At 47.2% G+C, this 25,551-nt stretch carries 29 protein-coding genes; 11 read left to right on the top strand and 18 right to left on the bottom strand.

Going from position 1 to position 25,551, the window contains the following annotated elements; all coding sequences use genetic code 11:
• Positions 1-6 precede the first annotated feature (6 nt).
• The 3 genes from ON063_RS01515 to ON063_RS01525 are packed head-to-tail and all read right to left on the bottom strand — an operon-like array spanning position 7 to position 2,841.
• Positions 7-816, bottom strand: a complete 810-nt coding sequence (locus ON063_RS01515; RefSeq protein WP_274663992.1) for a purine-nucleoside phosphorylase — start codon at positions 814-816, stop codon at positions 7-9.
• Between the two features lie 13 nt (positions 817-829).
• Positions 830-1,996, bottom strand: coding sequence for a phosphopentomutase (gene deoB / locus ON063_RS01520; protein ID WP_274663993.1), 1,167 nt, complete (start codon positions 1,994-1,996; stop codon positions 830-832).
• Positions 1,997-2,019: 23 nt separating this feature from the next.
• A complete protein-coding gene (locus ON063_RS01525) occupies positions 2,020-2,841 on the bottom strand; it encodes a tyrosine-type recombinase/integrase (RefSeq protein ID WP_274663994.1) in 822 nt (273 codons plus the stop codon).
• Positions 2,842-3,066: 225 nt separating this feature from the next.
• Here ON063_RS01525 and ON063_RS01530 point away from each other — a divergent pair, with 225 nt between their 5' ends.
• The 4 genes from ON063_RS01530 to ON063_RS01545 all read left to right on the top strand — a co-directional run bounded on the left by ON063_RS01530 (position 3,067) and on the right by ON063_RS01545 (position 6,477).
• The gene (locus tag ON063_RS01530) at positions 3,067-4,077 is read left to right on the top strand and encodes an ROK family protein (protein WP_274663995.1); all 1,011 of its coding nucleotides are present in this window, start codon (positions 3,067-3,069) and stop codon (positions 4,075-4,077) included.
• Positions 4,074-5,129, top strand: a complete 1,056-nt coding sequence (locus ON063_RS01535) for an MFS transporter (RefSeq protein WP_342454998.1) — start codon at positions 4,074-4,076, stop codon at positions 5,127-5,129. Before ON063_RS01530 ends, ON063_RS01535 begins: the two co-directional genes overlap by 4 nt.
• 110 nt (positions 5,130-5,239) lie before the next feature.
• Positions 5,240-5,620, top strand: a complete 381-nt coding sequence (locus ON063_RS01540; protein WP_274663996.1) for a VOC family protein — start codon at positions 5,240-5,242, stop codon at positions 5,618-5,620.
• Positions 5,621-5,640: 20 nt separating this feature from the next.
• Entirely contained in the window at positions 5,641-6,477 is an 837-nt protein-coding gene (locus ON063_RS01545) for a Cof-type HAD-IIB family hydrolase (RefSeq protein WP_274663997.1), read from the top strand.
• 43 nt (positions 6,478-6,520) lie between these two features.
• On the opposite strand, the gene fur is transcribed toward ON063_RS01545, so the two are convergent.
• Both fur and ON063_RS01555 read right to left on the bottom strand, forming a co-directional pair.
• Entirely contained in the window at positions 6,521-7,000 is a 480-nt protein-coding gene (fur, locus tag ON063_RS01550; protein ID WP_012726507.1) for a ferric iron uptake transcriptional regulator, read from the bottom strand.
• 112 nt (positions 7,001-7,112) lie between these two features.
• Positions 7,113-7,643 carry an NUDIX hydrolase gene (locus ON063_RS01555; protein WP_214692812.1) on the bottom strand — a complete coding sequence of 177 codons (531 nt, stop codon included), beginning with the start codon at positions 7,641-7,643 and terminating at the stop codon, positions 7,113-7,115.
• A 72-nt stretch (positions 7,644-7,715) separates the two neighbouring features.
• Here ON063_RS01555 and ON063_RS01560 point away from each other — a divergent pair, with 72 nt between their 5' ends.
• Positions 7,716-8,546: an aldo/keto reductase gene (locus ON063_RS01560; RefSeq protein WP_274663998.1), complete on the top strand. Its 831-nt coding sequence runs from the start codon at positions 7,716-7,718 to the stop codon at positions 8,544-8,546.
• Here the strand turns inward: ON063_RS01560 and ON063_RS01565 are convergent.
• A complete protein-coding gene (locus ON063_RS01565; protein WP_274663999.1) occupies positions 8,525-9,094 on the bottom strand; it encodes a PadR family transcriptional regulator in 570 nt (189 codons plus the stop codon). The two genes, ON063_RS01560 and ON063_RS01565, sit on opposite strands and share 22 nt — an antisense overlap.
• A gap of 129 nt (positions 9,095-9,223) precedes the next feature.
• Between ON063_RS01565 and ON063_RS01570 the strand changes: the two genes are divergently transcribed.
• The gene (locus ON063_RS01570; protein ID WP_274664000.1) at positions 9,224-9,538 is read left to right on the top strand and encodes a thioredoxin family protein; all 315 of its coding nucleotides are present in this window, start codon (positions 9,224-9,226) and stop codon (positions 9,536-9,538) included.
• 102 nt (positions 9,539-9,640) lie between these two features.
• On the top strand, positions 9,641-9,994 hold the full coding sequence (locus ON063_RS01575) for a hypothetical protein (protein ID WP_274664001.1): 354 nt from the start codon (positions 9,641-9,643) through the stop codon (positions 9,992-9,994).
• 16 nt (positions 9,995-10,010) lie between these two features.
• On the opposite strand, the gene ON063_RS01580 is transcribed toward ON063_RS01575, so the two are convergent.
• From ON063_RS01580 to ON063_RS01620, 9 genes are all read right to left on the bottom strand, one after another.
• Entirely contained in the window at positions 10,011-10,925 is a 915-nt protein-coding gene (locus ON063_RS01580) for an FAD-dependent oxidoreductase (protein ID WP_274664002.1), read from the bottom strand.
• Positions 10,922-11,503, bottom strand: a complete 582-nt coding sequence (locus ON063_RS01585) for a CDP-alcohol phosphatidyltransferase family protein (protein WP_214692829.1) — start codon at positions 11,501-11,503, stop codon at positions 10,922-10,924. The genes ON063_RS01580 and ON063_RS01585 overlap by 4 nt, the downstream gene beginning before the upstream one ends.
• Positions 11,496-12,383 carry an ABC transporter ATP-binding protein gene (locus ON063_RS01590; protein ID WP_274664003.1) on the bottom strand — a complete coding sequence of 296 codons (888 nt, stop codon included), beginning with the start codon at positions 12,381-12,383 and terminating at the stop codon, positions 11,496-11,498. Before ON063_RS01590 ends, ON063_RS01585 begins: the two co-directional genes overlap by 8 nt.
• A complete protein-coding gene (locus ON063_RS01595; protein WP_274664004.1) occupies positions 12,383-13,087 on the bottom strand; it encodes an ABC transporter permease in 705 nt (234 codons plus the stop codon). The genes ON063_RS01590 and ON063_RS01595 overlap by 1 nt, the downstream gene beginning before the upstream one ends.
• Positions 13,084-13,857 carry an ABC transporter permease gene (locus tag ON063_RS01600; protein ID WP_274664005.1) on the bottom strand — a complete coding sequence of 258 codons (774 nt, stop codon included), beginning with the start codon at positions 13,855-13,857 and terminating at the stop codon, positions 13,084-13,086. Before ON063_RS01600 ends, ON063_RS01595 begins: the two co-directional genes overlap by 4 nt.
• On the bottom strand, positions 13,844-15,019 hold the full coding sequence (locus tag ON063_RS01605) for an ABC transporter substrate-binding protein (RefSeq protein ID WP_274664006.1): 1,176 nt from the start codon (positions 15,017-15,019) through the stop codon (positions 13,844-13,846). The genes ON063_RS01600 and ON063_RS01605 overlap by 14 nt, the downstream gene beginning before the upstream one ends.
• Before the next feature lie 14 nt (positions 15,020-15,033).
• The gene (locus tag ON063_RS01610; protein WP_274664007.1) at positions 15,034-15,777 is read right to left on the bottom strand and encodes an SDR family NAD(P)-dependent oxidoreductase; all 744 of its coding nucleotides are present in this window, start codon (positions 15,775-15,777) and stop codon (positions 15,034-15,036) included.
• Positions 15,774-16,748 (bottom strand): MBL fold metallo-hydrolase, encoded by a 975-nt coding sequence (locus ON063_RS01615; protein ID WP_274664008.1) that lies wholly within the window; start codon positions 16,746-16,748, stop codon positions 15,774-15,776. The genes ON063_RS01610 and ON063_RS01615 overlap by 4 nt, the downstream gene beginning before the upstream one ends.
• Positions 16,749-16,856: 108 nt before the next feature.
• On the bottom strand, positions 16,857-18,293 hold the full coding sequence (locus ON063_RS01620) for an NADP-dependent glyceraldehyde-3-phosphate dehydrogenase (protein ID WP_274664009.1): 1,437 nt from the start codon (positions 18,291-18,293) through the stop codon (positions 16,857-16,859).
• A gap of 222 nt (positions 18,294-18,515) precedes the next feature.
• Here ON063_RS01620 and ON063_RS01625 point away from each other — a divergent pair, with 222 nt between their 5' ends.
• Positions 18,516-19,397, top strand: a complete 882-nt coding sequence (locus ON063_RS01625; RefSeq protein ID WP_274664010.1) for a chemotaxis protein CheV — start codon at positions 18,516-18,518, stop codon at positions 19,395-19,397.
• Between the two features lie 35 nt (positions 19,398-19,432).
• Here ON063_RS01625 and ON063_RS01630 read toward each other — a convergent pair whose 3' ends face one another.
• Positions 19,433-19,795 carry an Hpt domain-containing protein gene (locus ON063_RS01630; RefSeq protein ID WP_274664014.1) on the bottom strand — a complete coding sequence of 121 codons (363 nt, stop codon included), beginning with the start codon at positions 19,793-19,795 and terminating at the stop codon, positions 19,433-19,435.
• Positions 19,796-19,951: 156 nt separating this feature from the next.
• Between ON063_RS01630 and ON063_RS01635 the strand changes: the two genes are divergently transcribed.
• Entirely contained in the window at positions 19,952-20,887 is a 936-nt protein-coding gene (locus ON063_RS01635) for a magnesium transporter CorA family protein (RefSeq protein ID WP_074033258.1), read from the top strand.
• A 39-nt stretch (positions 20,888-20,926) separates the two neighbouring features.
• On the opposite strand, the gene ON063_RS01640 is transcribed toward ON063_RS01635, so the two are convergent.
• Positions 20,927-22,039: a PP2C family protein-serine/threonine phosphatase gene (locus ON063_RS01640; protein WP_274664011.1), complete on the bottom strand. Its 1,113-nt coding sequence runs from the start codon at positions 22,037-22,039 to the stop codon at positions 20,927-20,929.
• A gap of 144 nt (positions 22,040-22,183) precedes the next feature.
• Between ON063_RS01640 and ytzI the strand changes: the two genes are divergently transcribed.
• Entirely contained in the window at positions 22,184-22,375 is a 192-nt protein-coding gene (gene ytzI / locus ON063_RS01645; protein WP_074033260.1) for a YtzI protein, read from the top strand.
• A 15-nt stretch (positions 22,376-22,390) separates the two neighbouring features.
• Here the strand turns inward: ytzI and ON063_RS01650 are convergent, their stop codons facing one another.
• The gene (locus ON063_RS01650) at positions 22,391-24,517 is read right to left on the bottom strand and encodes a DNA topoisomerase III (RefSeq protein WP_274664012.1); all 2,127 of its coding nucleotides are present in this window, start codon (positions 24,515-24,517) and stop codon (positions 22,391-22,393) included.
• Between the two features lie 200 nt (positions 24,518-24,717).
• Between ON063_RS01650 and ON063_RS01655 the strand changes: the two genes are divergently transcribed.
• On the top strand, positions 24,718-25,551 hold an 834-nt coding region (locus tag ON063_RS01655), incomplete at its 3' end, for a DMT family transporter (protein ID WP_274664013.1).

The following is a 25,551-nucleotide window of genomic DNA, read 5'->3' on the forward strand; positions in this document are numbered from 1 at the left end:
AGTTACTTACATGCTTTTAATCGTGCCGCGCACGAGTGAAAGGAAGTCTTGACGGACACGTTCTGTCGTCTCAATGACTTCTTCATGGTTAAGTGGTTGATCTAAAATCCCTGCCGCCATGTTCGATACACACGAAATCCCGAGGACGCGCATATCCGAGTGACGCGCGACGATGACTTCTGGTACCGTCGACATCCCGACGACGTCACCACCGAGAAGACGTGCCATTTTTACTTCTGCTGGAGTTTCGTATGTTGGACCTGTGTTTCCGAAGTAAACCCCTTTTTGAACAGTGAGACCGAGGTCTGAAGCGACGCGTTCTGTCAATTTCACGAGTTCTTTATCGTACGCTTCTGACATATCTGGGAAGCGAGTCCCGAATTCACTCGCATTCTTCCCGATGAGTGGGCTTGTCCCGAAGAAGTTGATGTGATCCGTGATGATCATCAAATCACCAGGGTTGAACGACTCGTTACACGCGCCCGCTGCATTCGTGACGATGAGTATTTCGACACCAATCAATTTGAGGACACGAACAGGGAATGTCACCTGTTCCATCGAGTATCCTTCATAGAAGTGGAACCGTCCTTGCATCGCGACGACGCGTTTTCCTTCAAGTTCCCCGAACACGAGTTGTCCTGCATGTCCTTCGACGGTTGATACTGGGAAGTGTGGAATCTCTTCATAAGGGATTGCAACCGGATTCTCAATTTCGTCCGCGAGGACCCCAAGACCTGACCCGAGAATAAGTCCGATTTCTGGTGTATCGCCCATACGCTCCTGCAAAAACGCTTTTGTTTCGTTCCAATTTACCATGAATATTGCCTCCTCAAATTTCGTTTAAGAAACTCTTTCCGTTTGATGGTGCCGCAACGTCAAAGTTGTCAGCTACTGTCGCACCGATATCTGCGAACGTACCTCGAATACCTAGATCAACTGCTTTCGCTCCAGTGTGATGCACGATGAGCGGTACGTATTCACGCGTGTGGTCTGTCCCAGCATGTACTGGGTCATTCCCGTGGTCCGCCGTGATGATGAGCAAGTCGTCTTCACGGAGACGTTCCATCACTTCAGGTAGACGGGCATCATATTCTTCAAGCGCGACGGCGTAGCCTTCTGGATCGCGACGATGACCGAACAATGCGTCAAAGTCGACCAAGTTCAAGAAGCAAAGCCCTTCGAAATCTTCTTCGAGTGATTCGACCAACTTGTCCATCCCGTCCATATTCGATTTCGTACGGACCGCTTTCGTCACACCTTCACCGTCGTAGATATCACTGATTTTCCCGAGAGCAATGACATCTTTCCCAGCCTCTTCGAGCGTATTCATGACTGTCTTACCGAAAGGTTTGAGTGCGTAGTCATGACGATTTGCCGTACGTACCCATGCACCCGGTGTGCCCATGAACGGACGGGCGATAATGCGACCGAGCATATACGGGTCTTCACGTGTAATCTCACGCGCGTATTCACAAATCCGGTACAACTCGTCGATTGGCACAATCTCTTCGTGCGCGGCGATCTGTAGAACCGAGTCTGCTGATGTATAAACGATGAGCGCGCCTGTCTCGACATGTTCTTCACCGAGCTCATCTAGAATGGCCGTACCTGATGCCGGCTTGTTTCCGATGACTTTACGGCCACTGAACTCTTCTAGACGATGAATCAAATCGTCCGGGAATTCTTCAAAAACGCGGAACGGCGTCTCGATATGAAGACCCATGATTTCCCAGTGCCCTGTCATCGTATCTTTACCAGCCGAGATTTCTTCCATACGACCATATGCACTTGGCGTCTCCGACACGTCGATTCCTTGAATCGGTTTAATGTTCGCGAGTCCGAGTTTTCCCATATTCGGCATGTTTAATCCGTTATGTTCACGAGCGATATGTCCGAGCGTATCGGCCCCTTTGTCACCGAACTGTTCAGCATCCGGTGCTTCACCAATACCGACCGAGTCCATGACCACTAAAAAAATACGTTTAAACTTCTTCACAAAAAATTCCTCCTTTTCAATGTCTAGGCACGAGGGTGATGCTTGCGATACACATCATGTAGCCGCGACTTATTGACGTGTGTATACACTTGCGTCGTCGCTAAATCCGCATGACCGAGCATTTGTTGAATGGCACGTAAGTCTGCGCCGTTCTCGAGCAAGTGTGTCGCAAAGGAATGACGGAGAACGTGAGGTGTGATCTCCTTATCAATTCCAGCAAGCTTGGCATGCGCTTCGGTCTCTCTGCCGCCGAGTCCGTTTCGAGCTTGTTGAATATATCGCTCAACAAACCCTTGCGCGACCGACGAAACCGGAATGATTCGAGCGCGCTCGCCTTTCCCTTCACATTGTAGATACCCCAATTCGAACTGCAAATCATCCAAATCAAGACCTAAAAGTTCACTGACCCGCATTCCGGTCCCGTAAAGCAACTCGAGCATCGCACGGTCCCGAAGTGAGAGGGGGTCGGATGTCGGGACGCTATCTAAGAGACGCTCGACTTCCGCTTGCGACCAAGTATCCGGAAGTTGCTTTTCTGCTTTCGGCGTCTCTAGATACAGAGATGGATCGGTTGTCGTGACCCCGGTCATTTTTAGATGATGATGGAACATCCGGATTGAACTGACAGCTCGTCTCAAAGAGGACGAAGCACGTCCCGCCTGTGACAGTTCTTCGATATGCTTAACGATATGAGAACGTGTCACGTCGTTCCAATCTTTCACCCCCAACTGGTTTAAGGTTGATGCGTACTGCGTCAAGTCGCTCGCATACGCCTGTCTCGTGTTAGCGGACATCCGCTTTTCAACCGTCATGTACTGAAGAAATGACTCGATATGCGAACGCATCATACCCTCCTCCTTCCTCATTTCACCTGAATACGCTTACAGCATATCACTTATGTAAACCGTTGTGAAGATGTCTGACCTCATTTTTTATTCACTTTTTTGTGAACGTTGATGTGATATACATGCATCTTAATTTCTTATTTTTCTGGCATATTTCAAAAAGAGGCAGTATACTACGAATGACTTATTAAAATAATTTAAAAAGTAGACTGGAGTGTGGTTGTGTTGAAAGATCTACAACATGAATTACTAGTCGATATCCGAAAGCTGATGGTTCTGCACAACGTATCGACAATCTCTGAATTGAGTAAAGTCACATACGTTTCATTCCCTACCGTCAAAAAGATGATCGATGACATGATTGTACGCGGGGAAGTCATCGAACATGGTCAGAAGGCGCCAGAAGGTGGGCGCCCTGCAAAAAGTTATGGGTATAATCCTGAATTCCGTCACTGTTTGACGTTACATATTGAAGCGAGAGAGATTCGCTACCGCTTGATTGACTGTCAACATCAGATTGTAGAAGATGGAGTGTCCCTAGTCACCGACAGTCATTTAGAAGCGTTAGGAGAACTAGTCGATCCGTTTATTGAGGACAAGACAAAAATCGGAGCGATTTCTGTCGGAGTTGCTGCTGCTGTAGACATGGGTCGGATTGTTTTCGCCCCAGAATACCCGTCGCTTGCACACCTAGATTTAAAACACTGGTTGATGGAACGAACAGGACTTCCCGTCGTCATTGAAAATGATATGAATGCCGCCGTTTATGGATTTTCTAAACGAGATGAGACGACAACATATCAGTCCATCGTCTATCTCGGTCTCGGGAAGAATGGTCCTGGTGCTGGTATCTTGTTTGATGGACACGTCGCTCGTGGACAATCCGGGTTTAGTGGAGAAGTTTCATTTCTTCCGCTTTATGATGATGCATCGTTTTATGACCGTATTAAAGACAAGCCTTATGGACCAAACGTTCTGAAGAAAGAAGAAATTGATGCATTGGGACGTCTCGTCGCTACGTTTGCTGCGACACTCAACCCCCATGCATTCATTTTCTCAGATGTCGATCTCGTTCAAGATGATTTGCTTCACATTAACCATGCGTGCGAACGATATCTCCCATCCCGTCACATCCCCGTCCTTCGAATCGGGCAATGGGAGGAAGATTATTTTTCAGGACTGGCCCGGCTCGGCATTGAATTGACGCTCGAAACCATACAACGAGGTGACGTATGACGATTTTATTATTGGCCGTAATTTATATCGCGTTTATCAGCCTCGGTCTCCCGGATGCCCTGCTCGGTGTCGGTTGGCCACTCATGCATCAAGAGTTTTCAGCCCCATTATCGATGGCCGGATGGATTTTCATGACGATTGCTGGCGGAACGATTCTGTCGAGTTTACTCAGCGGCAAACTATTAGAGCACTTTGACACGAAACAAGTCACTTTCGGTTCAACACTACTGACCGCGCTCTGTCTGTTCGGTTTCTATTGGGCGCCTTCAATTGGTTGGCTGTTCGCATTAGCCATTCCGCTTGGTTTAGGGGCAGGTGCCGTCGATGCCGCACTCAATCATTACGTTGCAGAGCACTACGAAGCACATCATATGAATTGGTTACACTGTTTTTGGGGGATTGGCGCAACCGGTGGACCACTCGTCATGGCGGGAGTGTTGACAGAGAATGGATGGCGTGATGGCTATTTGATCATCGCTGCAGTTCAGTTCGGTTTGGCCCTCGTGTTATTGCTGTCCTTCCCACTCTGGAAACAGAAAGGTCAGTCAATTTCACAGCATCAAGAAACAGCCGTCACGACGCTCGATCGCAAGTTACCGACTGGAGTGTCCTATGCGTTGGCCACATTTTTACTTTATTGTGGGGTCGAAGCATTGATCGGCTTATGGACAAGCAGTTACTTTGTACAGATGAAACAATTCTCCATTGCGACAGCTGCGGCATGGGTATCGATTTACTACGGAAGCATCACATTAGGTCGTTTCGTAAGCGGGTTTCTCTCATTTCGTTTCACAAACAAACAGATGATTCGGATGGGACAATCGCTTGCCCTTCTCGGTAGTATCTTCTTTTTTATTCCGACATCCGCGACGATGTTAGTCGGCTTGATCTTGATTGGATTCGGATTGGCTCCGATTTATCCGAGTATGCTTCACGATACACCGAACCGGTTTGGCTCAGCACAATCGAAACGATTGATGGGTTATCAAATGGCATTCGCTTATACCGGAAGTACGTTCTTACCCCCATTGTTTGGATTGCTCGTCTCTTAAACGTCACTTGGCTTCCTGCCACTCGTGACAGTCATGATCATGATGGGGATGCTTTTTAGTACAGAGCGATTGAATCAAAGGATTAGACGAACAACATAGGAGGAGTCTACATGAGTATCGAGCATATTGCGCTTTGGGTCGAAAATCTTGAGAAGATGCGCATGTTTTATGAGACCTACTTCAACGCCCAATCGAATGAGAAATATGAGAATCCATCGAAGCGCTTCGAATCGTACTTTTTGACGTTTCCTGATTCAAGTTGCCGAATCGAATTGATGCACCGACCAGATCTTGAGATACAAACGAATGAAATGATTGGGTATGCACACATCGCTTTCTCACTCGGAAGTAAACAAGCGGTAGATGTGTGGACAGAGCGTCTTCGACTCGACGGGTATACACATGTAGACGGACCACGGACGACCGGGGACGGCTATTACGAAAGTGTCTGTCTCGACCCAGAAGGAAATAAAATAGAGTTGACCATCTAATTTGAAAAGGAGCGAACAATATGATTCAGGCTATTTTACTTGATTTAGACGGAACGCTGTTGAATGACCAAAAATTGATTACCGAACAAACGAAGCGCACGCTCATGGCATTACAACGACAAGGTGTCAAAGTCGTTCTTGCCTCTGGCCGTCCGAAGCGCGGGATGTTGCCATATGCTAAAGAGTTGAGACTACACGAGTACAATGGGCTGATCGTTTCTTCAAATGGAGCTTGTGTCACGGACGCTACGACAGGTGATACGTTGTTTGAACAAGCGATGCAAATCGAGGATGTTCGCTCGATTTTAAAGCATTTAGAGAATTTCGACGTCATTCCGATGATTAACGATGAAACCTATATGTATGTAAAAGATGTATTTGCCGGAATGATTGAGGTGAACGGACAACTCGTTAACATCATCGAATACGAGTCGAGAGGCGGACGATTCCAACTACGCGAAGAGCCGAATTTAAGAGACATCATCGAGTTCCCTGTCCATAAAATCCTTGTCGCAGCTCAACCTGATTATTTACAAGAAGTCGCACCTGCTATGGCAGACCCATTTGCTGATTCTGTCACAAGCATGTTTACGGCAGCGATGTATTACGAATTCACCGATTTAGGAATCGATAAAGCGAAAGCGCTTCGTCACGTCTTTGAAGAATTGTCGATTGACCGTGAACAGATCATCGCTTTCGGATATGGTCATAACGACCGTTCGATCATTGAATACGCAGGAGTCGGGATTGCCATGGGAAATGCCGTCGATGCATTGATTGATATAGCGAGTGAAGTCACGACATCAAACAATGAAGACGGGATTTCAAGAGTTCTTGAACGATACATCACACATTGAAAAAAGGACAGATGACCCGATTGGGCCGTCTGTCCTTCATCTGTTAACCGTTAATCACTGCTTTATGACCTTCGAGCGTGACGCCTTTTGCTTGGCATACTTTACAGATGCCGTGAAACGTCAAGCGATGGTCTTTAATGAGAAATTCGTATTTGCTCTCGACTTTTTTCTCGACATCGACGAGCAAGTCTTCCATGATTTCTTCGACCGAGCCGCATTCGACACAGACGAGATGGTGGTGCGAATGATTCGCTCCTTCTGGGCGCAAGTCAAAGCGTGCGACCCCGTCACCGAAGTTGACTTTGTCGACAACACCGAGTTCAGTCAATAACTCAAGTGTGCGATACACCGTTGCGAGTCCAATCTCTGGTGCGATGCTCTTGACGAGCATAAAGACGTTCTCGGCACTCAAATGGTCACTCTCATTCTCAAGTAAGATGCGAACCGTCGATTCACGTTGCGGTGTCAATTTATATCCTTTGGCGCTCAATTGCTGTTTAATTCGTTCAATTCGCGTTTCCATAAGGCGCCCCCTCTTTACATAGTTCACTACACAAAGCATACCGAAGTTTTAATCAATTTTCAATTTAAAATCATTACTATGTAAGTTTACCATATAAAATTTCAGATTAGAATTATTTTAATCTAGACAATTGCCACCACTGAATCGCCATGATTGTCTTCGCATCGGTGATGACACCTCTGTCTAACAAATCAACCGCCTCTTCAAAAGAATATCGTTTCACGTTTAAAAACTCATCTTCGTCAAGGTTCATCTCACCCGCTGATAATCCTTTCGCGACAAACACATCGACTCGCTCACTGCAAAAACCCGGGGCTCCGTAGAAAGAGAAAATCTTTTCGAGCGACTCCGCCGTATATCCGGTTTCTTCAGCTAACTCACGTTCGGCACTCGATACCGGTTCTTCCCCTTTTTCAAGTTTGCCTGCTGGGATTTCAAGCGACATCGATTCAAACGCTTTTCGATACTGCTCTACCATGACAATTTTGTCCGATTCATCGATGACGAGCACGGCAACAGCACCATTGTGATAGACGAGTTCGCGCACAGACGTGTTTCCATTCGGAAGGGAGACGACATGCTTTTCCACATCGAAAATCTTACCTTCGTAGATGACTTCCCGCTCAATCGTTTTTTCTTCCATATGATTACTCCTCACTTTTCGATATACTCTGATTATGAGTCAAACCAACATTTCGAACAAGGAGGAATCCATATGAGTGAACTCGGACTCGGAACGATGACGATTTTGAAACATGGGGAGATTGAGGCGAAGAAAATCCTGGAGATGGCCATTCAATCAGGGATTCGTCATATTGATACAGCAGATGTCTATGCACGACAAGCTGTCGAGCGCGTAATCGGGGAAACGCTAGGTCAGGAACGAAAACAACTCTTTTTAGCGAGTAAAGGTGGAAACGAACTGACTGAAGACGGGATGCGTTGGAATCCTAATCCGTCGTACTTAGAGGAAGCGTTACACGGATCGCTCGAACGATTACAAACCGATTATCTAGATTTATATTATATTCACGGTGGTACGCTCGAGGACGATCTCGACGCAACGATTGAATGGGCTCAAAAACAAAAGCGTGACGGTCTCATCCGACAAATCGGACTCTCGTCCATTCGACCGAACGTCATCAAACATTGGATCGCTTCTGGAGCTCTCGATGTGCTCATGACGCCGTATTCCCTTCTTGACCGACGACCAGAGACGCTTGATTTGTCGATTCCAATCGTTGGACGTGGTGTTCTTGCCAAAGGATTACTGACGGATGAATGGGAGACACGACTCGGGGATAAAGGATTTGAGGCGTGGCGAAAAGAGGAACTTGCCAGTGAATTGGCGATGATGCCTAATCCGATTCAGGCGTATGCACTCGAAGCCGCTAAGCGGTTCTGTGACGTCGTCTTACCGGGTGCCTCTTCAGTGAAGCAATTGAACGAGACGATTCGCGCGTACGAGACTGAAATCGATGAAGAAGCGCTTGACCGACTACTCGCCCGTCTGCCAATTCATTCTTATACAAAACACGTGACCTGAACTGTTTCAGGTCCCTGTTTTTCATTACGCGCTTTAATCTGTTCGATTGCCCAGTTTGCCCATCCGGCATAGTTTTCCATCATCCGAATCGCGTATTCACTCGTCAATAAATAACCGAGCGTATCTTCATCAGATTGATGTTCTTCCTGGAACATTCGAATTTGTTGGGCAACTTGTTCGTGATGGGCTTTTGTCTCTTCGATATATCGGACCGCTTCTTCGACTGGAAGCAACTGAAGCAAACTGACTCGCAAAAGGTTCTCATCTTTCATTTTTGGTTGAAACGATGTCGGTTGACGTAGCCAGTTAATCAACTCCTCACGTCCTTGGTCCGTGATCGAGTAGATTTTCTTATCTGGCAACTCCTGTTGCGAAATATGCTCCGCTGAGACGAGGTCATCTTCTTCCATCTTTAACAGTTCCCGATAAATCTGTGTATGGTGTGCGTTCCAAAAATGAATCATCTGCGCCTTGAACGTCGCGTTCAGGGCATACCCGGTCGCAGGCTGGTGGGTCAATAACCCGAGCAATGCGTGACGTAACGCCATATCCATCACCTTTTCCTTATCATGCTATTTTTATAAGTGTATCACATTCTTCTAAGAATTCGAGAATGCCAATCTGTTGACGACTCGTTTAAAACCCGACAAAATAGATAGAAGAAAGGAGAGTTGTCTATGCAACCGATTCATTCATCAAAACAATTTGACGAAGCCACAAAAGATCATGGAATGGTAGTCTTCACCACGTCATGGTGCCCGGACTGCAAACGTCTCGACATGTATGTCGACGAGCTCGTCAAAGACTATCCACAGTTTAACTGGCATGTCGTCGACCGCGACGAACTACCAGAATTATCTGATGCTCAAGAAGTTCGCGGCATCCCTTCACTTCTCTATTATAAAGACGGGGTAAAACAAGAACACCTCCATTCGGCAAACGCCAAGACGGAGATGCAAATTCGTTCATTCCTCGATACGATTCAAGCATAACCTGATTCCTGCAGACCTATCGGCTGCAGGATTTTTTTGTACACGCTTATGTCATCCTCGTCTATACTGTAAGAAATAACCAAACAGGAAAGGAGAATGATCATGATTCGAACTCGCCTTTTTACCGCACTTTGTTTCACTATCTTCATGTTAGTCGACTGTACACAATCATCCACCTCATCACCTATACCACCGGATGATGAGAAGGTCATCATAAATCATGCAATTGAATATCTAAACAATATGGATTGGCTACCAACCGATGAAGATGGCAAACAGGCCACGATTCAATCCATCACAGTCGACGATCGTTTTGAATTAATTGATTCACACTTTGAAGGGTCAAGGGCCTGGCTCGTCACGTTCCCTTCTGATTCACAGCGCACGGTCGAGATTCCACAAGTGCTCGTTGAATCAGAATCGAATGAAGTGATTGGCTATTTGCCGAGCGAATGACGCTTTAGACCTCCGACTACTTGTAGTGCCGAACATATCGCGAGTCAATGAAACGCTTCACATAATATGGAAGACGTCCATGCCACGTGAACTGTCCAAATGTAAGCAAGGCACGACCTGGTGTCGTCAATAGTATATTCATCGATTGACGTCTTCGAAATGGTTGACTCGTCTCACCGAGTAAGTGCTTGGCGACAAAACAGCATCGGACGCCTCCATTTAAGCAGGATGCCATATCTCCTGTTACATATATATTCGTAAACTGATGATGACGCAAATATTCATCCGTCTCTATAAAATTGTCAGGTTTTGCAAGCCCGGATTCAGCCCACCAATCTACTGGAACAACGCCCGTCGCATCTAGCAGGAGCCCCTCCGATGCGTCATCTTGAAGCTGTTGTTTCACGACCATAATGCCTGATTTGACTAAAAGACGTTCAATTTGCTTCTGTCTATGAAGCGGCACGTCTCGCAAAATCTTTTTCGCATACAGCGTCACGTCTTTCGCTTTTGCGCACGTAAACGCCAATTCTACACCGGCCTTGCCCCCACCGACAATCGTCACTACCTGACTCGAATCGATACGGTCAAGTAAAGCTTGTGACATCGGTTTAAGCGGTGTCCCAATGCCTCTACTCTTTGCACCAGTCGCCAGCACAAGTTGATCGTAGTGAAACAAGCCCTGTTCCGTTTGAACGGTTTGCTGATGAGGGTCAATTGAGATAACCCGTTCTGCGACCGGTTCAAGTCGTGTCAATTGGACTGTCGCGGAGTTCATGAGCCCGGCAATCACTTGTGGGAAGGCACCTGTATACACCGTCTGACGTTCTCCGATGAATTGAACTTCGTAATGCTCTCGAATCTCATCAAGACGGTCCAAAATTTCAAGCTGACCGTGACCGAGTCCTGCCAACATCAATACTGGTTTCATCGCAAAATTCTCCGCGCCTCGATGAATCGTTGCGTGATTGTCATCACTTCAAGTACTAAAAAGATAAGCGCAATCACACCGACCCAGTTCGGGAAGAGAATCATCAATGTGAACAAGATGAAGCATTCCGTTCGTTCAATGATTCCAGGCTGATAATAAAATGTCTTCTCTGATCGCCTTGAACTACTTGCACCAACAGCCAAAAATAGCGTCATCGCAATGACAAATGATCCAATCAATATGAGAAAGATTGGCATATATTCCGGATAGCGAAGTGCGAGGGCAATCACGACCGATAATTCGACGAACCGGTCTAAGACGAGGTCGAGCACCGTTCCAAAACCAGTCGTTTTGGATTTTCGTGCCATCGTTCCATCCAAGACATCAAACAAACCAGATAGCCACAATAAGATAACGGCCGTCCAGTGCATGTCATTATAAATAAAGATTCCTGTCGAAACCCCTATGATTCCGCCTAAAATGGTTACTTCATTCGGTGTAAAGTTCCATTTGAGCAGTCGATTCGCCCCCCGTTCAATGACAGGTTGGACGTAACGACTCCCGTACGTATCAAGCATGGTATTCCTCCTTTCGTTTGATTCGATATGTCATTCCGATAACGAACCATTCATGCGTCGGTAACATGACCGACCGCCCATCCTCGAAATGATATTCTCCAAAGCACTGACCGAACCGATAAATTTTCTTCATCAATTGTACCGGTTCACCAATCGTTTCGGATATTTCCACCTCGGACAATGGTCGAAGTTTGCCATCGAGCATGACAAAGTCTCCGAATCCAGGTGCGGAGTCATATAACTCCTCTGCGGTCCCTGTCTGCGTCACCTTGCCAGCTTCAAGCAGTGTCACTCGATCTGCCATGAGCATGGCCTCTTCTCGGTCATGGGTGACCAATACTGCCGTGAGGCCGAGCTCTTTGACTAAGTCACGGATGAAACGTTGCAAATCAAGTTTTAGCTTCGGGTCAAGGTTTGTGAACGGTTCATCCAATAACAGAAGTTCCGGTTCTGCTGCTAGAGCCCGGGCAAGGCTCACGCGTTGCTGTTCGCCACCCGATAGTTCGTGTATTTCAGCATCGTACCGGTCAGCGAGGCGAACGACTTGTAACCAATGTTCTGCTTGTTTACGTGAACGCCCACGTGTCGCGAGTGTGACGTTCTCTCCTACCGTCAGATGTGGGAACAACAATGCAGTCTGCGATAGCATCGTCACGCGACGTTTATGGGCAGGAATGTTGTTTAAGGAGCGATGATTCCACCATACATCACCTCCATCAGCCGTCTCGAGGCCTGCGATGATTCGGAGAATTGTCGATTTCCCTGAGCCGCTCACCCCGACGATTGCGTGAATGTCGTGAGGTGCGACTTTAAAATCGACACCGTCTAGTATTTGTCTTGATCCAAATTGTTTACGTAAATCGTGTACATTCAAACTCATTACAGACGTCCTTTCAGCATACGCAACATCCATCGATTCCATCCGGAAAGCAGGAAATAGATGACTACGGGGAATAAAATGAGCATCCATGTGTTCGAGAGCGCGAGACTCCTATTGTTTCCCGCATAAGATTGATACAATTCTGTCGTCACCGTCGGGATCAATCCTGCACCGATCAGCTGAATGAGTGCGAATTGACTGAGTAAAATGACGGTCGTGAATAACGCGATAGTTCGCATCGTTCTAGAGAAGAGCGGATATAGTACATAGACGACTCGTCGACTCATTGGCAATAGTCGGGCCTGTTCTAAAAGTGGACGACCGATGACCGCCATTCCGTTATAAGCGAGACGGATTGAATATGGAATCGTCACGACGAGCAAGGCAAGTATGACTCCGACATACGTCCCGATTAGTCCAACTTCAGCTAAGATCAGGTAAAGCCCAAACAGTGTGGCAAGCATCGGAATGAACAACGGTAAAAACACGAGCCATTCTATGACACTTTTCCATCTCGATTCTGTCCATAAGAGCCACCAGGCAAATGTCGTTGCGAGCCAAACATTGATGCCAGATAGAATAATGGTTAATCCAACCGTATGAACAACGGACTCAATATTTCCGATTTCCAATGACGGAGCGACTAAAAATAAACTGACGAACGGGAGTAACACAATAAGTAGGAGGAATGCTTGACGAATCATCGCCTCACCCCCCGTTCAATTCGTCGACGAACAGATGCGGTCATCACGTAAGACACGAATACACCGAAACCGACAAGACATGTCCAAATAAGGGCGACAGCATATGGTTCTGTTGCCTCCAAATAGAGTCCCGTAGAGAGTCGTTCGTAAGCGAGGACACCGATTAGTTTTGGATAGGTCACACCGAGCAGTGCCGGAACCTCATACGCAAATGAGATGAAAGCAATTAAAATCCAGGTCGAGTCGAGCAACGGTTTAATCAAGAACGGGAACTCTGCATGTTTGAATTGTGCATAGGGAGAAAGTTGGAGCGTCTTCGCCGTTTCTACGTAACCCCGATTCAATTGTTCATATGTCCCGAGCATCATTAAAAAGACGAACGGTGTCTCCTTCCATACGTATGTCAGGATGACCGTCACATAATCTCGCTCGTTCGCCTCAATCCCCAAAAAACCATTGGACCCACTAAATAATAGCCAAAACAAATACGCCGCTGCGATGTGAGGGACGAACATTGGGATTTTCAAGACAGTCGATGTGAATCGCCATCTTTGTTTTACAACCGTTCGTGCAACCCACGTTCCGAAGAAGAGTGATAGGATGGTTGACACACTGACGACATAAAGCGTCGTGAACAAACTATCTCGCCACGTTTCGTCCGTCAGCAGTGCGCCCCAATCCGTCCCTAGCGCCTCCATTCCTAGAAAAAGGAGGGCAGCGAGCGGCAAAAAAGATACGAGAATCGTTAACGCGACACTACTTCGCAACACGCGGCCACTCCTCGCGTACGGCATCAATGATGTTCGGCCCGTAATCTGGAATTGAACGTTCGAGCAACTGTTCCGGATTCGGATACGTCACGCCGTCTCCTAGCTCTTCGAAGGCTTGTTGGTCGTTAGCGTCAAGTTTTGTCAAATCGAGTGATGTCCCATCTCCCCAGTAATCAGGACCTTGTTTCACGAGCTGAGCTTCAGGCGATAACAGTTCTTGAATGAGGACGAGCGCCCCATCTGGATTTGGTGCATTGAAAGGGATGGCCAAGAAGTGCGTCGAGGCAATCGAGTGATCTAAGAGAAGTGCACGTGTCTCTTTCGGGAAAATGCCTTCCTTCACTTCCGCTTCAGCCCGGCGTTCATTGAAGCCCATCGTCATCCACACTTCACCAGATGCATAGAGTTGATCGAGTTGTTCAAGCGTCTTCGGATACGTCTGTCCTTCTTTCCATAAATTCGGGGACCACGCTTTCAAATCATCCCAGAACGACTCTTCAACGGTCGCATTTTTGTTCAATTCTTCACCGTAGCGCTCAAATAAAAGATGGCGGACAAAAGCATTTCCGGTGAAATCTGTGACTTCAGGATACGTGAAACGACCTGGATTGTCTTCGGTCCAGCGACGTAATTCCTCAAACGATTCAGGAGGATTGTCTACTTTCGCTGCATCGTAATGCAAGATAAACTGTACATTTCCCCAAGCGAGTTCCAAGTCATCTGTCGGTGTACCGGCATCTGATTGTTGAGCCGTTTCATTTAATAATGTAGCGTTTGGGACACGCTCCATCAGTCCATCCCGAAGGAGTCCTGCTTCTTTCGCATTTCGGAAATTATCGCCGTTAATCCAGACGACGTCGATTGTTCCGACCTGTCTGTCCGCTTTTTTGTCGAGCGATAGCTGACGAACGAATTCAGCCGTATCCATCGCGACACGATTTAATTCGACATCGTAAGATTCCTCAAGCCGGGGTGCCACGTAGTCATCAATATAGCTGTTAATTCCCTCGTCCCCACCCCACATATATAGATTGACGGTCGACCCGCTCGCTGACTCAACCGCATCATCGAATGAGTCCGAAAACTCAACCGCCTCTTCATTCCCACATGCTGCAACGAATGTGAGCATAAACGTTACGAACAATACTCTCCATTTCTTCATCGTTCTCCCCCTTTTTACTTTTTCTCAAATCCCCGTTTTGCGAGCATTTCGAACATACTTGGGCAGATTGCGTACACATTCGCCCCGATGTTCATCCACCACGGTGAATTGATCTCGCGTTTGCGCGTCAAACTCCCTCTGACAATCGCGTCGGCCAATCGTTTCGGATCGAGCATGATTCCCTTAACGCTTTGGGCATATGTACCACTCTTATCGGCCCGATTAAAGAATGGCGTGGCAATCGGCCCCGGATTGACAGTCATGACATGAATCCCATGTGGCTTCAATTCGAGTCGAAGGGCGTTCGAAAACTGAAGAAGTGCCGCTTTCGATCCTGCGTATACGGCTGATTTCGGTGTCGGAACTTTTGCAGCTTGCGAACAGATGTTGATGATGACACCTCCACGTCCTAACACTCGGGCAGCGTTCCTCGATAACAACATCGGAGCGACGGCATTCACATGCATCGTCTCTTCCATCACATCAGTCGATTGATCGGTCACGAAATCAAATTCAGCCATTCCTGCATTATTGACCCAAATGTCAAACTTCCCAAATCGCTCGATCACATCATCGACAAGAGCATCCGCCTTCGTGACGTCCGCGCGCATCCATTCTCCCTCACACGTGGTCGCAATTGTTTTCAAACGTTCTTCATTTCTTCCAATCAATAACACGCTATATCCTTTTTCATAAAAAGAATGCGCCAATGCGGCACCGAGTCCGCTTGACGCACCTGTAATGACTACCCGTTTCATGACATCGCTTCTTTCTTTGTATAAATCCATTTTTGGTCATCCCGGCGTCTCTCGATGTCGCCACGCTCTTCGAGTAAACTGAGTCGTGCGAACACCTCGCTAAAGACGAGTGGCATACCACTTCGCATCTTTCTTCCATATAATTTCATCGACCAATCAAAGACACTAAGTCCATCTTCCCATTCAGCAAGCAATTGTTCACTGCGTTCATACCGTTGTCGGATTCGGCTCTCAATCAAATCGTTCGGATGATGAATCGGTTCACCATGTCCACTGACGACAAGTTTCAAATCGATTCCACGCAACTTTTTAAGTGAATCGATATAGAGAATAACCGGTGAGGCAAACCCTTCACCCTCATACGGCTGTTCGATGAGTGGATTTGGTTCGACCTTATCAATCAAGTGATCTCCTGCAATCAAAACGCCGCCAGGACCAATCAATCCAAGTTGGTCACTCGCATGTCCCGGCAAATGAATCGTCTGCCACGCCCCGTCCGGTGTCAAAGCTTGTCCGTCACTGAACGTCATGGTGACGGTCGTCGGCCCAATCCAACGTAACGCTTCCCGATAGTCTGGCAATTTTTCCACGAGTGGTGCCGGTGCTCCAAATGAGAGGGCTAGTTCATGTAAAAAGTGGTTGCCCCGTTTTAAAAAATTCGGGGTTTGTTCTAAGTATCGAACGAGCTTCTCGTGCCCATACACCGGAATCGATGCATCACGAAGTCGCCACGCCTGCCCCGCATGGTCGGCATGATGATGCGTCAAAAATAAAAAGTCGATGTCAGACAACGATAGTTCAAGCTCATCAAGTTGCCGATTCAATGAAGTCCACGCTTCTTCTGTATCTGGTCCACAGTCGACCATAAAAAAGCGATTCATATGTTCAACGATATATACGTTCACGTTTCCAACTTCGAACGGTGTCGGAATATCGAGTCTTGCCAGTTGGCTTGAAATCCAGTCCGCCACGTCATCACCACCCCTTCTTCCTGTCTTTCTCCATTATACCCGTCTGAAAGATGCGTTTTCAATCAAACAAAAAAGAGGGGGACATCTCCCCCTCACGAATGGTGAATATTATAAGTTGATAACCGTCACTTTATCGCGTGTCATCGTCTCGAGGCTACGTCCGATTCCTTGAACGCCAAGTCCCGATTGTTTCACGCCGATGAACGGGAAGTGGTCTGGACCACGTTCCGTACGTCCGTTCACTTGAACCGTACCGACTTCTAACTTGTCAGCGACTGTAAAGGCGCTATTCACATTTTGTGTGAAGACACTCGCTTGAAGACCGAACTCAGATTCGTTCGTGAGTTCAATCATCTCTTCGAGTGATTTCACGCGAATGACAGGAAGGACTGGTCCGAACGGTTCTTCCCATGCGACACGCATGTCTGTCGTCACATGATCGAGCAATGTCGGATAAATGAGGTTTCCTTCACGCTCATTTCCATGAACGACCGTCGCCTTTTTGTTGACCGCATCGTCAATCAAACCTTGAACGTAATCTGTCGTTTTCGCATCGACTAAAGGAACGATGAAGCTGTTCTCTTCAGGCGAACCGACCGAGAGTTTCGCGACGCGTTCTTTCAACATGCCAACGAGCTCATCCGCTTGGTCTTCGAGAACGAAGACGCGTTTGATGGCTGTACAACGTTGACCTGAGTACGAGAATGCACCACTGACAATTTGATCTGCCGCAAGTGTCAAATCCGCATCCTCAAGGACGAGTGCCGGATCTTTCCCACCGAGTTCGAGCACGACCGGTACCATTGACGCTTGTTGTGACAAATGTTGACCTGTACCTGTTCCACCTGTGAATGTGATCATGTCGATTCCTGGGTGAGACGTCAAGTAGTCCCCGATGACCGAACCGCGTCCTGTCACGAGATTCAAGAGACCTTTTGGAAGTCCTGCGTCATGAAGGGCTTCGACCATCTTGATTCCGCTGATTGCACCTTGAGTCGCTGGTTTGAAGACGACCGCATTACCTGTGACGAGAGCAGGTGCAATTTTTGCCGCTGCCAAGTTGACCGGGTAGTTGAACGGTGAAATCGCGAGCACGACACCAAGCGCCTCTTTCTTGATGATGGCCATCTTGTTTTTCGAACCACCAGGGAACGAATCACCTTGCATGAATCCACCATTGAAACGAATGCCTTCTTCCGCTGTGTAACGGATGATTTCAGCTGTGCGAACGACTTCTTTTTTCGCATCGTTCAAGTTTTTCCCGACTTCTTGCATGATGATTTGACCAATCTCATCGACGCGTTCTTCGAGTTTCTCTGCCCATGCATACAACAATTCAGCGCGCTTGTTGACCGGAAGCGCCGCCCATTCATGTTGTGCACGTTTTGCGCCATGGATGGCTGTATCGACTTCATCGCGTGACATCGCCTGAACGCGACCAACGACTTCGTCTTTATATGGTGAAACGAGTTCAATCGTTTCCTGACTTGATGATTCCTGCCATTGACCATTCAATAAATATGGATATGTGTTCATACTCATCATCTCTATCTGCCTCCTGAGTAAGCTGTAATATCTCGTTGCCAACCCCATTGTAAGCAGATTTTTTTGCATTGGACAACTATAACGATTCAGTTTATGAGATGTAAACGGTTACTATGAAACTTTTTGTGAATTCTGACGAGAGTTCAACAACTTTTCACTATAGATTTGATGATCTGAAACCGATAGTAAAGGAGAGAGTACGTGAAATAGGAGGGACAACCATTGAGCACTGATCATAATATTTTACTAGAGGCTGGAACGAACGAACTTGAAATCGTCATCTTCCAAGCTGGACCGTTTTTATTCGGTATCAACGTCATGAAAGTACGTGAAATCATCACGATGCTTCCATTGACACCTCTTCCGGGCACACCAGAGGCAATTATGGGACTGATTGAATTACGGGGCGAAGTCATGACCGTCATCGACCTTCCGATGGTCATTAATCATCCGCGTGAGGTCGGAAGTGACGATCGATTGATTGTCTGTGAGTTTAACGGGGAAAAATCAGTTCTTCGCGTCGACCAGGTGACGGAAATCAAACGCATCTCATGGGAGCAGATTGATACGCCTTCCGATCTTGCACGCGGCGTCCAAGGCATCACGAATGGTGTCGTCAAAACAGGTGACCAAATGATCATCTTACTTGATTATGAACGAATCGCACTCGAACTTTCTCGTAAAGATATCATGGCCCGCGAATCGGTCAAACGCCTCGGGGCTCGCGAACGTTCGAATAAAAACATTTGGATTGCTGAAGATTCGGAAATGCTACGCTCACTCATTCTCGATACGTTGGATGATGCGGGTTACTTCAACACGACCGTTTTCAACAATGGGAAAGAGGCGCTCGATGCGTTCGAAAAAGATGGCGTAGAGTGCGACCTTCTCATCACGGACATCGAGATGCCACAAATGGATGGACTCCATTTAACAAAGCGTCTTCGAGAAATGGACCTTTACGCGTCCCTCCCAATCATCATCTTCTCGTCGCTCATCTCAGACGACTTGAAACATAAGGGTGAGGCCGTCGGGGCGAACGCTCAAATCACGAAACCTGAAATCGGGATTTTGATTGCGACACTCGACGAATTTGTAGGATAACAAAAAAGTTTGCGACTTCACGGTCGCAAACTTTTTTACGTCAACTGCTCAAAATGATGATTCCATTCGACTAAAAAACGCTGACTATGGGACTCGATTGTCGCGAGTGTCTCATTTGCACCTTCAAGATGTGCATTCTCGCCTGCCACTTCAAGGTCATGAAAAAGAAGCGCTGTCTGTTCCAAGCCGACCGAATAGGACGCCCCTTTTAACAAATGGGCGAGTTGTTCGACCCGTGAATAGTCGTTCGACTCGACAGCAGCTTGCAGTTCAGGATATTTTTCCTCGAACTGCTTGATATATGTGTTTGCAATTTTATTTAAAAAATCCATATTTCCATTTGCGATTTGGTGGAGCTCCGTTAATTTGGCCTCATTGAACAGAGCGTCTTCGGGCATTCTAGTCAATATAACCCCTCCTCAATAAGCGATCATTCAATCGTTCCCTTTCACTGTAACACGTTTTCTAGAGAAAACAAAAAATCTCCTGCTTTGGATTGCACTCTTCATTTTCGCTACCTATAATAAGATTGAGTTAAGGTAGGAGGAAGATGCATGCTGACGATTTACCGTACTGACGCATCAGGCCATGTGGATGAAATCGAAGACTTTGATAAAGGAAGCTGGATTCAGCTCGTGAATCCGACAAAAGATGAGGCCGATCAAGTCATCGAGGCGTCCGGCATTCCAGAAGACTTTGTATATGACCCACTTGATATTGAGGAAAAACCACGTTTTGAAAAAGATGATGAGGGACTTCTCATGATCATTGACGTCCCGTACGTGGAGGAAGATGATACGGGGCGAACTTACAATACAATCCCGCTCGGTATCATCGTGACTGGACGACATTTCATCACCGTCTGTTCACGTGAGCTTGACGTCTTGAACTTGTTCGCAAACGGCAAAGCACGACTGTTCCGGACGAATTATCGAAGTCGTTTCGTCTTTCAGATTTTACATCGGGTGAGTATGACGTACTTACGTTTCTTGCGACAAATCGACCGAAGAATGGACGAGCTTGAACAGGAACTACAACGTTCGATGCGAAATCAAGAGATCTTTCAATTGATGAACCTGCAAAAATCCCTCGTCTACTTCATGACCTCTTTGAAAGCGAACGATAGTGTCTTAGACCGAATCGTCAAGACACCAAGTTTGGAGAAACATGAAGAGGACGAAGAACTATTAGAAGATGTGTTCGTAGAACACCGCCAGGCCATGGAAATGGCGTCAATCTATAATGATATCATCAGCATTAAGATGGAAGCATTCGGATCAATCATTTCGAACAACGTCAACTTCGTCATGAAGTTCTTAGCGTCGATTACGATTGTACTCAGTATTCCAACGATGATTTCTGGAATCTTTGGGATGAACGTCCAAGTTCCATGGGAAGGACAGCCGTTCGGATTCATCATGGCGATTACTATGATGATTGGATTTTCTGGTCTTGCCTTTTATATCCTATGGCGAAAACGATATTTCTAAACGTACAAGAGCCTGACGCATCATACGTCAGGCTCTTTGTTATGTGACCTTGACCGTGACGAGACAAAGGTCATCCTCAATTTCAATTTTCGGGACGAGTTGCTCTGCAACGTGACGACTATAGTCGAGACCGTACGTGGAGACGTCCTTCTCAAGCCAACGAATCCCATCGTCAATATCTTTGCTATAACATTCCATGAGTCCATCCGTGTACATGTGAAGTGTCATACCCGGAGCAATATCAACTTCTTTAGACTCATAATTTGGCTCTTCGAACATGCCAACAGGTACTCCCGTTGTCTCAAGACGACAATTGCCTTCTTCTGATGTCACAATGACTGGAGGATGCCCTGCATTCACATACTCAATTCGACGCTTCGTTGTATCGATATAGCAATACACCGCTGTAAAGTAACTGTGCATATCGTCACCCGAGAATAAGAACGTCATTTGACGATTCAACTCGGTCATCACGTCGACCGGATATTGAACATTAACAACAAGTCCCGGAAGAATCGAGCGAATTCCCATCGTAATGAGTGCCGAAGAGACCCCATGTCCCATGACATCAAAGATGATGACGCCATACCGATCCGGTGCGACCTGGAACCACGCATACATATCCCCCGCTAATTTTTTCGAAGGTAGATAGAGAGCACGCACATCAATCTCTTCGTTACTAATTGGTGGAGTAAGCGCGCTTTGTTGGATTTTTTGCGCAAGATCCAAATCGTATTGGAGACGGGCCTCATAGATTTTCCGTTCATCGACGGCCGCTTTATAGCGAAGAGCAGAGCGGATTCTTGCAAGCAGCTCCGTCACCTTGATCGGTTTCGTCGTATAGTCTGACGCTCCTGCATCTAGTCCCTCAGCAATCTGCTTTTCATCTGTACGACCCGACACCATGATGACTGGCATTTCTTCGTAATCAGCCATCTGTCGAATTCGTTTACATGTCTCGATTCCAGAAATCCCGGGCATCTCGACATCCAACAGGACGAGATCATACAGCGATGCGGCTTGTGGGGCCATCAATAAATCGAGCGCTTCTTCTCCGCTCGAGACCGATTTCGTCTCATAGTCGTGCTGGTGAAGCAGTTGCTCGAGAACGAGCGTATTGACCGGTTCGTCGTCCACAATCAAAATCGCCATGACTATCCCTTCCTTCTCTACGTAGTGTTCTACATCGTATTGTACCATATCTTTTCAATGTCACACGAGATTACTGCCTGTTCGTTCCAGTTGAAGAATCGACTCACTATTTGGCATACTGAAGAGAGAAAGTGAGGGGTTCTTATGGCCTGGATATTTGCCGTCAGCGGTTTGATTATTTTACTCGTCCTCATCGCATCCATCGTCGTCATTCAAAAAGGATATGCCTACAAAGATAACAAAGACGACATCGTTCTAGACTATGACGAAATCAATCGTCGCATCGAGGACGACCAGAAAAGAGAGAAGACCGACAAGACAGAAGGGCCGCTTTAATACGCGACCCTTCTTTTATTTGAATTCGAATCGGAGCGTCCCTTTTTCAAGATATAAAGAAGCATTGAACGTCTTCTCGCCTTTTTTGAACGTATGCACGTTCGATTGACCTCCGTTGATCATTTGCTTCAACTCATCTTTCACCAGTCCGACACCAAGTACTTGTTTGGAGACGGTGAAGCGACATCCTTCCCGGTAACCACTACAACCGATGAACTTCGTATGCTCAACGAGGGCTTTGCCACAATTCGGACAGACTCCAAACGAGGGTTTCGGTCGAGTCGCTCCTTTTTTCCCGTAACGCTTCGCCTCAATCGTATAACCTTCCGGGTTTGCTGCCTCGACTCGTGACTTCGCCTCTTCAACCAAATGAATCGACATCTTTTTCGCTTGTTCTATGAATTCAGCTGCAGATGCCGATGCTTGGCCGATTTCGTGAAGGCGTTTCTCCCACTTCGCCGTCATGACAGGCGATGCTAAAATACTGTCTCCGAGCACATCAATCAAGAGACGTCCTTTGTCTGTCGGAACGAGCTCTTTTTTCTGAAGTTGAACATAACCGCGCTTTTTCAATCCATCGATAATGTTAGCGCGTGTCGCCTCGGTGCCAAGACCTTCGACTTCTTTCATGATATGAATCAGCTCTTCGTCATCGAGCTGTTTTCCTGCGACTTTCATCGCCATGATCAGTGAACCTTCCGTATACCGCTTCGGTGGCTCCGTCTGTTTTGACAACACTTCAACTTTCTTCTCTTTCAATTCTTCGCCGATTGCCAACACAGGAAGCTCGACATCTTTTGATTTCATCTCGACGACTTGACGATAACCTGGACTCACGACGACGGTACCTTTTGCCCGATATAGGTCGTTTCCATCAATCAAATCAACTGTTGTCTTCTCGAGCTTCGCCGCAGGTGCAAATGCTGCGAGAAAACGTCGGTTGATCAAATCGTACAGCTTTGCCTCATCGCCGCCGAGACGTGTGACGTCACCACAAGCTTCGGTCGGAATGATTGCGTAGTGATCACTGACCTTTTTCGCATTGACGTATCGACGATTTCTTGACGGATCCTCGGTTAAGACGTCGCGAAGACCCTCATAAGCGGCTGACTTCAGCAATCTTGCCTTCGTCTGAGGGAATAGCGTCGCTTCATCTGGGGTGACAAAGCCAGAATCCGTCCGCGGGTAACTGATCCACCCTTTCGTGTAAAGCTTTTGAGCGATATCGAGCGTCTTTTTCGCCCCGAAACCGAATCGTTTCCCTGCTTCTGCCTGAAGCCCGGATAAACTGAACCAAAATGGAGGTTGCTCCATTTTTTCTTCTTTGTCAATTGATTTGACTGTTGCGGTGCCGGAAGCTCGTTTCAAGACCGCGTCTGCTTCCTCACGCGTTTTGAGCTTCGTCGTCTTTCCGAGTGTATATTTTGCTTTGAAGGTGCCCCGACCTTTTGCAAGTGTCGCCTCGACTTCAAAGTACGGTTCTGGAACGAACTGCTTGATTTCTCGTTCGCGATTGACGATCAAGGCGAGTGTCGGTGTCTGGACACGACCGAGCGAGAACACGTCCTCGATTCCGATTGTTTTCAACAAGGTCGTATATGCACGGGAAGCGTTCATGCCAACGAGCCAGTCGGCACATGCGCGACTCATCGCCTCATGATAATAAGGGACCGTTTGCTCACCCGGTAACAGTTGAGAGAATCCACGGTCGACCGCTTGCTCCGTCAGACTCGAAATCCAAAGTCGTGCTAACGGTTTTTTGTTTCCGGCGAGCCGAAGAATTAATCGAACGATTGCCTCCCCTTCCCGCTCGGCATCCGAAGCGATAATCACATCGGTGATGGAGCGGTCATGAAGCCATTTCTTGATGGCGTAAAACGGTTTTGATTTTCCTTTTGAGATTCGATAATCGAACCGTTCCGGAACAATCGGAAGTGCCTCGTATTTCCAAGACTTCCATTCCGGACGATAGTGTGAAGGCTCCTGTAGTTCGCAAAGGTGACCGACCGCCCAAACGACGATCGCTCCTTCCGGGAAACGTGAACATGGTGAGATTTCAATCTCATCTTTTCTTTTTTTAGATGGGTAGGGAGCCGCCAACTTTTGAGCTTGTGATGGCTTTTCCGCGATGATTAGTCTCATAAGAACTCCTTACTTTGCCTTCAGTTTCGTGGCAAGACGTACATGGTGGGATTGCTTCTTCTATGTATTTTACTATACCAAGTCGAGGATGGACATATCGAGAGGGGAGCATTTGTTTGTATTCTATGAATCATATCTTGCCACACGGCTGTTTTCCGATATGATTAACAGAGAACATACATATGTGAAGGAGTGTCGTCATGTCTTACCTCATTTTATTCGCTGCCGTTTTTTTCTTGTCGACGAGCGTCTTATTTGTCAAATGGACGTCCGCTCCAGCCGAGACGGCTGCGTTTTACCGCATGCTGATCACATGTCTCATGCTACTCCCATTCGTCGATTTCAAATCACTCATCAAAACGCGACTGATGACACGATATGCTTTGTTACTTAGCGGGACGCTGCTCGCGTTTCACTTTTGGCTCTGGTTTTTATCACTCGATTATACGACAGTCGCCAGCTCCACCCTTTTTGTCACATCGAGCCCAATTTTCGTTTTAATCGGAAACGCCTTGATCTTTAAAAAGAACCCGACGCGAAAAGGATTGGCATACGCACTCGTCGCCGTCCTCGGAGGGATGCTTGTCGCTGCAGGTGACATTCAGCTCGGACGAGAAGCACTATTTGGTGACCTGCTCGCTCTGATTGCCGCCCTCCTCATTGCAGGGTATTGGCTCGTCGGTCAACATGTCCGGACATCGATGAACACGAATGCGTACTCGTTTAGCGTCTACCTCGTCGCGACGGTCGTCCTTTGTTTCATGCTCCTCGTACGCGGGACGACGTTCACCGACTTTGAAACGGTCAACTGGTGGTATTTCCTCGCCCTTGCCTTTTTCCCGACGATATTAGGGCATAACCTGTTCAATTATGCACTCGCTCGGGTCAGTGCGACCGTCGTCAGTATTACCATACTTGGAGAGGCCTTATGGGGAATGCTATTTGGGTACGCCTTTTTCGGTGAGCGACTCGGTCCGTTCCAGTGGCTCGGCGCCATCGTCTTGCTTGGCGGGATTTACTTGTTCCTAAAAGAA

This window comes from Exiguobacterium sp. B2(2022) (assembly GCF_028823655.1).
GTDB classification, from domain to species: Bacteria; Bacillota; Bacilli; order Exiguobacteriales; family Exiguobacteriaceae; genus Exiguobacterium; species Exiguobacterium aestuarii_A.

What these genes read in the sequence shown, in the direction of transcription:
- ON063_RS01515 (WP_274663992.1), bottom strand. Translation starts at nt 816, where the DNA reads ATGGTAAATTGGAACGAAACAAAAGCGTTTTTGCAGGAGCGTATGGGC.
- ON063_RS01525 (WP_274663994.1), bottom strand. Translation starts at nt 2,841, where the DNA reads ATGCGTTCGCATATCGAGTCATTTCTTCAGTACATGACGGTTGAAAAG.
- ON063_RS01535 (WP_342454998.1), top strand. Translation starts at nt 4,074, where the DNA reads ATGACGATTTTATTATTGGCCGTAATTTATATCGCGTTTATCAGCCTC.
- ON063_RS01540 (WP_274663996.1), top strand. Translation starts at nt 5,240, where the DNA reads ATGAGTATCGAGCATATTGCGCTTTGGGTCGAAAATCTTGAGAAGATG.
- ON063_RS01545 (WP_274663997.1), top strand. Translation starts at nt 5,641, where the DNA reads ATGATTCAGGCTATTTTACTTGATTTAGACGGAACGCTGTTGAATGAC.
- fur (WP_012726507.1), bottom strand. Translation starts at nt 7,000, where the DNA reads ATGGAAACGCGAATTGAACGAATTAAACAGCAATTGAGCGCCAAAGGA.
- ON063_RS01555 (WP_214692812.1), bottom strand. Translation starts at nt 7,643, where the DNA reads ATGGAAGAAAAAACGATTGAGCGGGAAGTCATCTACGAAGGTAAGATT.
- ON063_RS01560 (WP_274663998.1), top strand. Translation starts at nt 7,716, where the DNA reads ATGAGTGAACTCGGACTCGGAACGATGACGATTTTGAAACATGGGGAG.
- ON063_RS01565 (WP_274663999.1), bottom strand. Translation starts at nt 9,094, where the DNA reads ATGGCGTTACGTCACGCATTGCTCGGGTTATTGACCCACCAGCCTGCG.
- ON063_RS01570 (WP_274664000.1), top strand. Translation starts at nt 9,224, where the DNA reads ATGCAACCGATTCATTCATCAAAACAATTTGACGAAGCCACAAAAGAT.
- ON063_RS01575 (WP_274664001.1), top strand. Translation starts at nt 9,641, where the DNA reads ATGATTCGAACTCGCCTTTTTACCGCACTTTGTTTCACTATCTTCATG.
- ON063_RS01580 (WP_274664002.1), bottom strand. Translation starts at nt 10,925, where the DNA reads ATGAAACCAGTATTGATGTTGGCAGGACTCGGTCACGGTCAGCTTGAA.
- ON063_RS01585 (WP_214692829.1), bottom strand. Translation starts at nt 11,503, where the DNA reads ATGCTTGATACGTACGGGAGTCGTTACGTCCAACCTGTCATTGAACGG.
- ON063_RS01590 (WP_274664003.1), bottom strand. Translation starts at nt 12,383, where the DNA reads ATGAGTTTGAATGTACACGATTTACGTAAACAATTTGGATCAAGACAA.
- ON063_RS01595 (WP_274664004.1), bottom strand. Translation starts at nt 13,087, where the DNA reads ATGATTCGTCAAGCATTCCTCCTACTTATTGTGTTACTCCCGTTCGTC.
- ON063_RS01605 (WP_274664006.1), bottom strand. Translation starts at nt 15,019, where the DNA reads ATGAAGAAATGGAGAGTATTGTTCGTAACGTTTATGCTCACATTCGTT.
- ON063_RS01610 (WP_274664007.1), bottom strand. Translation starts at nt 15,777, where the DNA reads ATGAAACGGGTAGTCATTACAGGTGCGTCAAGCGGACTCGGTGCCGCA.
- ON063_RS01620 (WP_274664009.1), bottom strand. Translation starts at nt 18,293, where the DNA reads ATGATGAGTATGAACACATATCCATATTTATTGAATGGTCAATGGCAG.
- ON063_RS01630 (WP_274664014.1), bottom strand. Translation starts at nt 19,795, where the DNA reads ATGCCCGAAGACGCTCTGTTCAATGAGGCCAAATTAACGGAGCTCCAC.
- ON063_RS01635 (WP_074033258.1), top strand. Translation starts at nt 19,952, where the DNA reads ATGCTGACGATTTACCGTACTGACGCATCAGGCCATGTGGATGAAATC.
- ON063_RS01640 (WP_274664011.1), bottom strand. Translation starts at nt 22,039, where the DNA reads ATGGCGATTTTGATTGTGGACGACGAACCGGTCAATACGCTCGTTCTC.
- ytzI (WP_074033260.1), top strand. Translation starts at nt 22,184, where the DNA reads ATGGCCTGGATATTTGCCGTCAGCGGTTTGATTATTTTACTCGTCCTC.
- ON063_RS01650 (WP_274664012.1), bottom strand. Translation starts at nt 24,517, where the DNA reads ATGAGACTAATCATCGCGGAAAAGCCATCACAAGCTCAAAAGTTGGCG.